This is a genomic window from Actinophytocola sp., from assembly GCF_035942955.1.
Classification (GTDB): Bacteria; Actinomycetota; Actinomycetes; order Mycobacteriales; family Pseudonocardiaceae; genus DASYTH01.
Map to the genome: position 1 here is coordinate 1 of NZ_DASZCQ010000351.1, position 9,798 is coordinate 9,798.

At 70.2% G+C, this 9,798-nt stretch carries 10 protein-coding genes; 2 read left to right on the plus strand and 8 right to left on the minus strand.

What is annotated here, in order from left to right; all coding sequences use genetic code 11:
* The first annotated feature begins 116 nt into the window (after positions 1–116).
* The gene (locus VGX25_RS34765; protein WP_414636082.1) at positions 117–3,740 is read left to right on the plus strand and encodes a multifunctional oxoglutarate decarboxylase/oxoglutarate dehydrogenase thiamine pyrophosphate-binding subunit/dihydrolipoyllysine-residue succinyltransferase subunit; all 3,624 of its coding nucleotides are present in this window, start codon (positions 117–119) and stop codon (positions 3,738–3,740) included.
* Entirely contained in the window at positions 3,740–3,916 is a 177-nt protein-coding gene (locus VGX25_RS34770; RefSeq protein ID WP_326922233.1) for a DUF6104 family protein, read from the plus strand. The genes VGX25_RS34765 and VGX25_RS34770 overlap by 1 nt, the downstream gene beginning before the upstream one ends.
* 4 nt (positions 3,917–3,920) lie before the next feature.
* On the opposite strand, the gene vapC is transcribed toward VGX25_RS34770, so the two are convergent.
* The 8 genes from vapC to VGX25_RS34810 all read right to left on the minus strand — a co-directional run.
* Entirely contained in the window at positions 3,921–4,328 is a 408-nt protein-coding gene (gene vapC, locus VGX25_RS34775) for a type II toxin-antitoxin system VapC family toxin (RefSeq protein WP_326922234.1), read from the minus strand.
* A complete protein-coding gene (locus VGX25_RS34780) occupies positions 4,325–4,534 on the minus strand; it encodes a type II toxin-antitoxin system VapB family antitoxin (protein ID WP_326922235.1) in 210 nt (69 codons plus the stop codon). Before VGX25_RS34780 ends, vapC begins: the two co-directional genes overlap by 4 nt.
* A 50-nt stretch (positions 4,535–4,584) precedes the next feature.
* Positions 4,585–5,796, minus strand: coding sequence for an ABC transporter permease (locus VGX25_RS34785; protein WP_326922236.1), 1,212 nt, complete (start codon positions 5,794–5,796; stop codon positions 4,585–4,587).
* A 3-nt stretch (positions 5,797–5,799) separates the two neighbouring features.
* The gene (locus VGX25_RS34790; RefSeq protein ID WP_326922241.1) at positions 5,800–6,462 is read right to left on the minus strand and encodes an ABC transporter ATP-binding protein; all 663 of its coding nucleotides are present in this window, start codon (positions 6,460–6,462) and stop codon (positions 5,800–5,802) included.
* Positions 6,463–6,464: 2 nt separating this feature from the next.
* Positions 6,465–7,574 carry a peptidoglycan-binding protein gene (locus VGX25_RS34795; RefSeq protein ID WP_326922237.1) on the minus strand — a complete coding sequence of 370 codons (1,110 nt, stop codon included), beginning with the start codon at positions 7,572–7,574 and terminating at the stop codon, positions 6,465–6,467.
* A complete protein-coding gene (locus VGX25_RS34800; RefSeq protein ID WP_326922238.1) occupies positions 7,574–8,476 on the minus strand; it encodes a hypothetical protein in 903 nt (300 codons plus the stop codon). Before VGX25_RS34800 ends, VGX25_RS34795 begins: the two co-directional genes overlap by 1 nt.
* A gap of 111 nt (positions 8,477–8,587) precedes the next feature.
* Positions 8,588–9,037, minus strand: coding sequence for a hypothetical protein (locus VGX25_RS34805; RefSeq protein WP_326922239.1), 450 nt, complete (start codon positions 9,035–9,037; stop codon positions 8,588–8,590).
* A 24-nt stretch (positions 9,038–9,061) separates the two neighbouring features.
* On the minus strand, positions 9,062–9,798 hold a 737-nt coding region (locus VGX25_RS34810; protein ID WP_326922240.1), incomplete at its 5' end, for a hypothetical protein.

Consider the following 9,798-nt stretch of genomic DNA (forward strand, 5'->3'; position numbering starts at 1 on the left):
GCACAGGAGCAAGCAGGTCGGCCCGATCAAGATCAGACGGATAGAGGCGAGCACAAGCCGTGACCGGCAACAGTCAAGCGTCCCAGTTCGGCCCGAACGAGTGGCTGATCGAGGAGATGTACGAACGGTTCCTGGCAGACCCTGCGTCGGTAGACGCGGCGTGGCACGACTTCTTCGCCGACTACAAGCCCACCCCACGCGCGGCGAGCCAGGGCGTGGCGACCACGAAGGCCAGGAGCAGCGCGGAGAGCGCGGGGCCGGGCAACGGCCAGGTGGCCGGCAGCGGCACGACGATCACCCAACCCGCTCAGCCGGCCTCACCCCCGCCGGCCGGCGCCCCGGCCAAGCCGGCAGCGGCCGAGCCGCCGCGGCCGGCGGCGCCCGTGAAGATCAGCGAGGGCGACCAGCTCAAGCCGATCCGCGGCGCCGGCGCCGTGATCGCCAAGAACATGGACCTGTCGCTGACCATCCCCACCGCGACGAGCGTGCGCGCGGTGCCGGCGAAGCTGCTCGCCGACAACCGCATCGTGATCAACAACCACCTGCGCCGGACCAGGGGCGGCAAGGTCTCCTTCACCCACGTCATCGGCTACGCGGTGATCCGCGCGCTGGACGCGTTCCCCAACATGAACCGGCACTACGCGGTGGTGGACGGCAAGCCGACCATCGTCACGCCGGAGCACGTGAACCTGGGCCTGGCCATCGACCTGCCGGGCAAGGACGGCAGCCGCAACCTCGTGGTCGCGTCCATCAAGGGCTGCGAGGGGATGACCTTCACCCAGTTCTGGCAGGCCTACGAGGACATCATCCGGCGGGCCCGGGGCAACGCGCTGACCACCGACGACTTCACCGGCACCACGATCTCGCTGACCAACCCGGGCACGATCGGCACCAACCACTCGGTGCCGCGATTCACCCCCGGCCAGGGCGCCATCATCGGCGTCGGCGCGATGGACTACCCGGCGCAGTACCAGGGCACCAGCGAGCGGACGCTGGTCGAGCTCGCGGTCAGCAAGATCATCACGCTGACCTCGACGTACGACCACCGGATCATCCAGGGCGCCGAGTCCGGCGAGTTCCTGCGCCGCATCCACCAGCTGCTGCTCGGCGACGACGGGTTCTACGACAACATCTTCACCTCGCTGCGCATCCCGTACGAGCCGGTGCGCTGGGTGGAGGACATCCCCGAGGGCGCGATCGACAAGACCACCCGGGTGATCGAGCTGATCGACGCCTACCGCACCCGCGGTCACCTGATGGCCGACGTCGACCCGCTGAACTACCGGCAGCGCAAGCACGAGGACCTCGACGTGCTGTCGCACGGGCTGACCCTGTGGGACCTCGACCGCGAGTTCCCGGTCGGCGGGTTCGCCGGCAAGGACCGGATGAAGCTGCGCGACGTGCTCGGCGTGCTGCGCGACTCCTACTGCCGCACGGTCGGCGTCGAGTACACTCACATCCTCGACCCCGCCGAGCGACGGTGGATCCAGGAGCGGGTGGAGGTCCGCCACGAGAAGCCCCCGCAGGCGGTGCAGAAGTACATCCTGAGCAAGCTCAACGCCGCCGAGGCGTTCGAGACCTTCCTGCAGACGAAGTACGTGGGGCAGAAGCGGTTCTCGCTCGAGGGCGGCGAGTCCGTCATCCCGCTGCTGGACACCGTGCTGGACAAGGCGGCCGAGTACGAGCTGGACGAGGTCGTCATCGGCATGCCGCACCGCGGCCGGCTCAACGTGCTGGCCAACATTGTCGGCAAGCCGATCTCCCAGATCTTCCAGGAGTTCGAGGGCAACCTCGACCCCGGCCAGGCGCACGGCTCCGGCGACGTGAAGTACCACCTCGGCGCCGAGGGCAAGTACTTCCGGATGTTCGGCGACGGCGAGACCAAGGTGACGCTGACCGCCAACCCGTCGCACCTGGAGGCCATCGACCCGGTGCTGGAGGGCATCGTCCGGGCCAAGCAGGACCTGCTCGACAAGGGCGGCGCCGGATACACCGTGCTGCCGGTCGCGCTGCACGGCGACGCCGCGTTCGCCGGCCAGGGCGTGGTCGCCGAGACGCTCAACCTGGCTCTGCTGCGCGGATACCGCACCGGCGGCACGGTGCACGTGATCGTCAACAACCAGGTCGGGTTCACCACAGCACCCGAGGCGTCCCGGTCCTCGCAGTACGCCACCGACGTGGCGAAGATGATCCAGGCGCCGGTGTTCCACGTGAACGGCGACGACCCGGAGGCGTGCTACTGGGTCGCGGCGCTCGCCATGGACTACCGCGAGACGTTCAACAAGGACGTCGTGATCGACATGGTCTGCTACCGGCGGCGCGGTCACAACGAGGGCGACGACCCGTCGATGACCCAGCCCGGGATGTACGACATCATCGACACCAAGCGCAGCGTGCGGAAGACCTACACCGAGGCGCTGATCGGCCGCGGCGACATCTCGGTCGAGGAGGCCGAGAAGGCGCTGCGCGACTTCTCCTCGCAGCTCGAGCACGTGTTCAACGAGGTGCGCGAGTTGGAGAAGCACCCGGTGACGGCGAGCCCGTCGGTGGAGTCCGAGCAGCAGGTCCCGGCCAAGGTGCCCACCGCGATCACCCGGGAGATCATCGAGCGGATCGCCGACGCGCACGTGGAGCTGCCCGAGGGGTTCACGCCGCACCCGCGGGTCAAGCCGGTGCTCGAGCGGCGCGCCAAGATGGCCCGGGAGGGCGGGATCGACTGGGCGTTCGCCGAGTTGCTCGCGTTCGGCTCGCTGTGCCTCGAGGGCCGGCTGGTCCGGCTGGCCGGGCAGGACTCCCGGCGCGGGACGTTCACCCAGCGGCACGCGGTGATCATCGACCGGCACACCGGCAAGGAGTACACCCCGCTGCAGAACCTCGCCCCGGACCAGGGCAAGTTCCTCGTCTACGACTCCGCGCTGTCCGAGTACGCCGCGCTGGGCTTCGAGTACGGCTACTCGGTGGCCAACCCCGACGCCCTGGTGCTGTGGGAGGCCCAGTTCGGCGACTTCGTCAACGGCGCCCAGTCGGTCATCGACGAGTACATCTCCTCCTCGGAAGCCAAGTGGGGCCAGGTCTCCGACGTGGTGGTGCTGCTGCCGCACGGCCACGAGGGCCAGGGCCCGGACCACACCTCCGGGCGCATCGAACGCTGGCTGCAGCTGTGCGCCGAGGGCTCGATGACCGTGGCCATCCCGTCCACCCCGGCCAACTACTTCCACCTGCTGCGCCGCCACGCACTCGACGGCGTGCAACGCCCCCTGGTGGTCTTCACCCCCAAATCCATGCTCCGCAACAAAGCCGCGGTATCAGCGGTCGAAGAGTTCACCGAAGAAGCCCGATTCAACACGATCATCGACGACCCCACCATCACCGACCCCACCACCATCCGCCGCGTCCTGTTCGTCTCCGGCAAGCTCTACTACGAACTCGCCGCCGAAAAAGACAAGATCGGCGCCACCGACACCGCCATCGTCCGCATCGAACAGCTCTACCCCGTCCCCACCAAACGCCTCCAAGCCGTCTTCGACCGCTACCGCGCCGCCGCCGATTTCCGCTTCGTCCAAGAAGAACCCGCCAACCAGGGCGCCTGGCCCTTCTACGGCCTGCACCTACCCGAACTCTTCCCCGACATGCCCCGCCTCACCCGCGTCTCCCGCCGCATGATGTCGGCCCCCTCCGCCGGCTCATCCAAAGTGCACGAAATCGAACAACGCCAAATCATCGACAAAGCCTTCGCCTGATGTACTTCACCGACCGAGGCCTCGAAGAACTCGAAACCCGCCGCGGCCGGGAGGAGTTCACCTTCTCCTGGCTCGCCACCAAGCTCCGCACCTTCGTCGACACCAACCCCCACTACGAAGACGCCATCGACCGCCTCGCCACCTACCTCGCCCGCGACGACGACCCCGACGACTGAGGTGTCAGCGAGCCGGCCACACGCGGAGATCCTTGGCAATGGTCGCCAGCACATCAAAGTCGCGATCGTGGTGTACCAGGACCGCGCCGGTTCTGATCGCGACGGCAGCGGTGACGCAGTCCATCAGTGAGCGCACGGGCTTACCGGCATCTCGTGCCGCCAGATAGAGATCGCCCGCCGAGTTGAAATCGATGTTCGGCTCGACGCTCAACTGCACGGCGTTGTCGAGGATCCGGTTGACGGCGGGCAGGTTGACCCGCCGGGTGCCGGCTCGAACCTCGAGGGCGACCGGCTGAGTCACAGCGATCCCAGCGGGGTCACCGCGCAGTTCCGCAACCGCTCGGGCGGCCGGCGAGTCCGTGTCCCGAAACCACTCCACCCAGGCGGACGTGTCGACGAGATGGATCGTCACAACGAAGCGATCTCGTCACGACGCAGGTCGTTGAGGTCGCCTTCCCAGCCGATACCGCGGACGGCGTCGATGTCCTGCTCCGTCAAGCGGGGGCCGACCAGGCGGCGCAGGGCCAGGTCGACCACCTCGCGCTTGGTATGCAGGTTGTACCTCCGCATGGCCTCGGCCACGAGCTCGTCGTCCAACTCGATGTTCGTCCGGGACATACACCTGGCATACACCATCAAGGTGTATGCCACCCCGGCGACTGAGTCCGTCAGCGTTGCAGGGCGGCGACGGGTTGGACGTGTAGGGCGCGGGTGGCGGGGATGAGGCCGGCGAGGAGGCCGGTGGCGGCGCAGGTGGCGGCGGCGGCGAAGGCCAGGTGGAGGTCAAGGATCGGGGTCCAGGCGTTCCAGAGGGACACCGCCGAGGTGACGCAGAGGCCGAGGAGGGCGCCGAGGAGCCCGCCGAGCGCGCCGAGGACGGTCGTCTCGCAGACGAGTTGCGCGAAGATGAGGCCCGGGCGGCCGCCGACGGCGCGGCGCAGGCCGATCTCGGAGCGCCGCGCGGAGACGCCGGCGGTGGCCGCGTTGGCGATCGACACCGTGCCGATGATCAAGGTGAGCACGCTGATCAGCACGCTGGATCGGGTGACGTCGGCCTCGATCTCGCGGCGCAGCGCGCGGGGATCCGGTGGGGCGATGGACCGCAGGGCGTTCGGCGCGGCCGGGTGCAGCGCGAGCGGCGCCTGGTGGCCGATCAGCTGGGCCGCCCCCGGCGACGTCTCGATCAGGACGTCCCGCTCCGCGCTCTCCGCGCCGGCGAGGCGGTTCGCCGTGCTGAACGGCATGAGCACCATCTGCAGGGCCTCGGGCCGGCGCAGGACGTCGTCATAGATCCCGGCCACGGTGTAGGCCTGGTCGTCGACGAACACGGCCGCCTGGGTCCGCGTGATGCCGAGCTCGTCGGCGATCCCGCGGGGCAGCAGCACCAGGCGTGCCGCGGTGGCCTCGTCGAACGGGCCGAACAGCCGCCCCACGAGCAGGTTCGGGGCCATGGCCCGCACCGTGTCCGGGTCGGCGCCCATGATCCGCACGCCCGGGCCGGCCTGCCCGAAGCCGACCAGCCGCCGGACCGGCCGTTCGGCCAGGATGACCCGAGGTCCGGCCGCGGCGACGCCGTTGAGCCCGCGCAGGCGGTCCAGCGCCGCGCCACCCTGCCAGTGCCGACCAAGGCCCGGGTCCTCGGACCTGACCACCACCTCGGTGGCCCGCCGGACGTCGAACGTGGACGAGACCTGCTGGCCCAACGTCGAGATCAACCCGAGGGTGCTGACGAACGCCGCGGCCGCGAGCACGGTGCCCAGCGCGGTCAGCAGGGACCGGGCGGGGAAGCGGAGCACCGACAGCGCCGACTCCCGGACCAGATCGCCGATCCGGATCCGCGGTGCGGCCACGCCCAACTCCGCCCGGTGCCCGCCGCGCATCGGTCACTCCTCTCCGACGATGCCGTCGACCACGCGCAGCCGCCGGTGGCCCTCGGCCGCCACCCGGTCGTCATGGGTGACCACGACGACCGTGAGCCCGGCGGCGTTGAGCTCCCGCAGCAGAGCAAGGACGGTGCCGGTGTTGGCGCTGTCGAGGTTGCCGGTCGGCTCGTCGCAGAAGACGGCCCTTGGCCGGCCGCCGACCGCGCGGGCGATCGCGACCCGCTGCCGCTCCCCACCGGACAGCGTCCGCGGATCCGCGTGCGCGCGGTGAGCCAGCCCGATCCGATCGAGGGCGGCCATGGCCATGCGCCGGCGGACCCGGCGCGGATGCGGGCCGTACAGCATCCCCAGCTCCACGTTCTCCACGGTGGTGCGCCCGGGGAGCAGGTGAAACGCCTGGAAGACGAACCCGAACAGCTGCCCGCGGATGCCGCCGCGCAACCGCTCGCCGAGCCCGACGGTCTCCACGCCGCGCACCCGGTACGAGCCGCCGTCCGGCGCGTCGAGCAGGCCGACCACGTTCAGCAGGGTCGACTTGCCCGACCCGGACGGGCCGGTGATCGTGACGTACTCGCCCTCGGCGAACCGCAGCGTCGCCCGGCGCAGGGCGTGGACCGGGTGGCCGTCGTCGTAGGTCCGGGACACGTCGGTGAGCTCCAGCATGGTCACCGGAAATCCTTGCCAACGACCACGGCGGTGCCGGCGGCCAGACCGTCGGGGTCGGCCGGGTCGACCGCCACCCAACCACCCGCGGTGCGGCCGGTGGTCACGGTGCGGTCGACGGTGGTGCCGTCGGCGCGGACGGCGGTGACGAAGGTCGATCCGTCCGGACGGGACAGCACCGCGGTGAGGGGAACCGCCAGCACGGGCTCGGTGTCGGCCGTCGCCGCGATGTCGACCCGGACCGCACGGTCGCCGGCGCCGGACAGCGCCGCCCCGGTGAACGCCAGGGTGATCTCCACGCCGGCCGACCCGTCCGCACCGGTCACCACGCTCGTGCCCACCGAGCCGATCGTGGCCGCGGCGCGCTGGCCGCCGGCGTCGTCGAAGATCGTCGCCGGCTGGCCGACGGTCAGCTGCCGCGCCTGCTCGGTGGAGGCGCGGGCGGACACGAAGTCCGCCTGGCCGTCGAGCGAGACGATCGGCGCCTTCTGGTCGGTCAGCACGCTGCCCACCGCGACGTGCACCGCGCTGACCGTCCGACCCGGCCGGTCGAGCACGAGCACGGCCGACCGTTTCAGCCCGGCCGGGGCGACCCACCCGCGCGCGGCGTACATGCGGTTGACGGCGTCCTGGGTCGGTGCGTCCAGGACGCCGGTTCTCGGCGCCGGGTAACCGAGGCGGCGCAGCGCGGCCTGGACCGCCTCGACGTCGACTCCCCGGTCCTCCTGGCCGATGTCGCGGTACAGCGGGAACGGCAGCACCAGCGCGAACATCGGCTGGTCGGCGCGCGCGATCACCACGTCGCCCTCGGCCAGCTTCTGTCCTGTGTGGACGGACACTTTGGTGACCACGCTGTCCTCGCCGACCGCGGCGGCCGGCGGGAGCAGCGCAACGCTCGGGCCCGCGGTCACCTGCCCGCGCAGCACGACGGGCTCCACAAGAACCCTCCGTTCGGCGGCGACGGTGACCAGCGACGCGGGTGGCGGCGCGGCGTCCGCCGCGGCCTGTTCCGGCGACCGGAGCCGCGGCCCGAGCACGGCCCCCGCAACCACGAGGCAGACCAGCGTCGTCCCGACCACCCCGACGATCACCGCCGGCCGGCGCCTGGCCATCAGGACCCGCTCGCAATCGGCGCGGCCCGGCGGGCCAGCTCCTCGATCCTGGGGTTCAGCTCGTCGATCCAGGTACCGTACTTCTCCACATAACGGGCCTGAACCCGTTGCACCGCGGCGAGTTGGGCCTCGATCTTGCCCGTTGACCGTCCACAGTGGAACCAGGCGACGGCCAGCGCGGACTCCTCCGGCGTCGGGGTGTACCTCCGCGGCGGAATCGCCGGCCCCACCTCCACCGTTCCCGGCTTGCGAACGGGCTGCCACGACTCCTCCGGCCCGCTGTCCGCGCGACCGTAGGTCACCCCGAAGAGCCTGTGGTTGGGAGTCTTGAGAAAGGCGGCACGGTCGGGAACGTGGTAGCCCCGGCCGGCCATGCACTCGAGCATCCTGGCCGGCAGATCGTCGGGAAGCTCGGCGTCGACGTCGTGCCGGTACGGAGCCAGCGTGTTGACCAGGTCGGTGTAGCTCATGAGCGTCCGGCGCGCCTCGGGACCGAGCTCGGTCCACGCCCGCTCGGCGCAGCGCTCGGCGGCCTTGTCGAAGTTGGCGTCGGTGCTGACCACCCGGGCCGGCTCACCCCCGGTGTGGTTGCCGAAACCCAGGCGGCGCGCCTCGTCCTCGCTGGTCGGACCGAAGTCGCGCGCGGAGACCGTGAGGAAGTCGTACGGGTCCTCCGGTCGGGCTACCCGGGCGTCGAGGTTCTGCCGGTAGCCCGCATCCGCCAGGCACCGGTCCCGAATCTTGAGCTGCGCGTAGCCGATCAGCCCGACCTGCTGGCCGAGGATGACGTCGAACGGCTGCTTGGGCTCGGCCACCTCATCCGGCGCGGAGTGCCCCTGATCGCGCACGGCCGGCTCGCCCCCACATCCGGCCGTGAGGATCGAGACCAGGCCGAGCACCATGAGGGCCGGCCACCCTCGACGCCGAAGCCCCTTGTGTCGCACCAGGTTCCCCTTCCATCGTGAACGGTGGGGCGAACCGCGAACGCGGTCCCGGTTCGCCCCACCGGGCCGTCACTTGTTGACCGGCGCCCCTTCGCCGCAGCGCGAATGACCGTTGTTCTGCGGGGGTATCGCCATCCAGGAGCCGGAGTTCGCCGGCTGGTGCCACAGCTTGAGCCAGTTGCCGCTGCCGTCCATGTCCCAGACGTACACGGTGCAGGAACTGTCACGGTTCCGAAGCTGCCGTGCGGAGTCCAGGATGTACGGGCCACGACTGCCCGTCGCCGTCTCGTACCAGCGGTAGTAGTCGTGCACGCCTTCGACGCGAGCGTGGTTGGCGCTGTACCAGAACTGCTTGACCATGGCGTCCGAGCCGGCCGTCTGCCTGAAGCAGATCTCGGTGTAGGAGCATTGCGGGCCGTCGTTCTTGCCGTTGTCGTCGGCCTGGGCGGCGCCCGCCCCCGCGACGAGCACGACGCCGAACGCGATGGCGGCCAAACCCGCGGTGATGAATCTTCGCACTGGTGTTCCTTTCTGGATGGTGGCCTATGGGCGCATGGCCCAGGCCTGGAGGGCCGATCCGTGGCAGAAGATCTGCCAGCGGCTCTGGGTGGTGATGGCGCCGTCGGAGCCGAGGCGGGTGAGGACTCCGGACGAGTGGCTCTGCGTCTGCGGGCCCCATTCGCCGTCGATCCCGGTGTCGTAGCCCCAGATGTAGCGGCAGACCGCCTGGACGTAGAGGGTCTGGGTGGACGACGAGGTGCTGTAGCTGGAGTCGCCGCTGCCGGAGATCGCGTTGTCGATGTGCACGTGGTTGTGGTGCGTGCTGTCGTCCAGGTAGGAGATCACGTGCCGGAAGTGGTAATGCAGGCTGGCCAGGGTGCCCCAGTACCGGATGCGTTCGGTGGTGAGCGCGTCGCCGGTGTAGTTGCGCCACTGGTCGTAGCGGCCGTTGAAGCCGAGGAACATCTGGCCGGTGCTCCGGTTGGTGATCAGCAGCCGGGCGAGGTCGAACGCCCGCCCCTCGCCGTGCATCCCCGGTTTGTCGACATAGACGCCGTAGCAATAGATCTGGTGCGGCGCGGTCCAGTGGTAGGGCGTCCAGGCGCGCCACCGCTGGTGCCAGGTCTCCATTCGGGAGTAGAACGTCGGCTCGTAGCGGAACGACGTTCTCGCGCCGTTCACCTCGTAATAGGTCGGTTCGTTGTTCACCTCGCTCTGGGTGACCAGAGCGAGTGCCGAGACCCCGTCATCCGGCGCCGGCCCGTCCCGCGCCGGGTGAT

What these genes read in the sequence shown, in the direction of transcription:
- VGX25_RS34790 (WP_326922241.1), bottom strand. Translation starts at nt 6,462, where the DNA reads ATGCTGGAGCTCACCGACGTGTCCCGGACCTACGACGACGGCCACCCG.
- VGX25_RS34780 (WP_326922235.1), bottom strand. Translation starts at nt 4,534, where the DNA reads ATGTCCCGGACGAACATCGAGTTGGACGACGAGCTCGTGGCCGAGGCC.
- VGX25_RS34765 (WP_414636082.1), top strand. Translation starts at nt 117, where the DNA reads ATGTACGAACGGTTCCTGGCAGACCCTGCGTCGGTAGACGCGGCGTGG.
- VGX25_RS34795 (WP_326922237.1), bottom strand. Translation starts at nt 7,574, where the DNA reads ATGGCCAGGCGCCGGCCGGCGGTGATCGTCGGGGTGGTCGGGACGACG.
- VGX25_RS34770 (WP_326922233.1), top strand. Translation starts at nt 3,740, where the DNA reads ATGTACTTCACCGACCGAGGCCTCGAAGAACTCGAAACCCGCCGCGGC.
- VGX25_RS34785 (WP_326922236.1), bottom strand. Translation starts at nt 5,796, where the DNA reads ATGCGCGGCGGGCACCGGGCGGAGTTGGGCGTGGCCGCACCGCGGATC.
- VGX25_RS34800 (WP_326922238.1), bottom strand. Translation starts at nt 8,476, where the DNA reads ATGGTGCTCGGCCTGGTCTCGATCCTCACGGCCGGATGTGGGGGCGAG.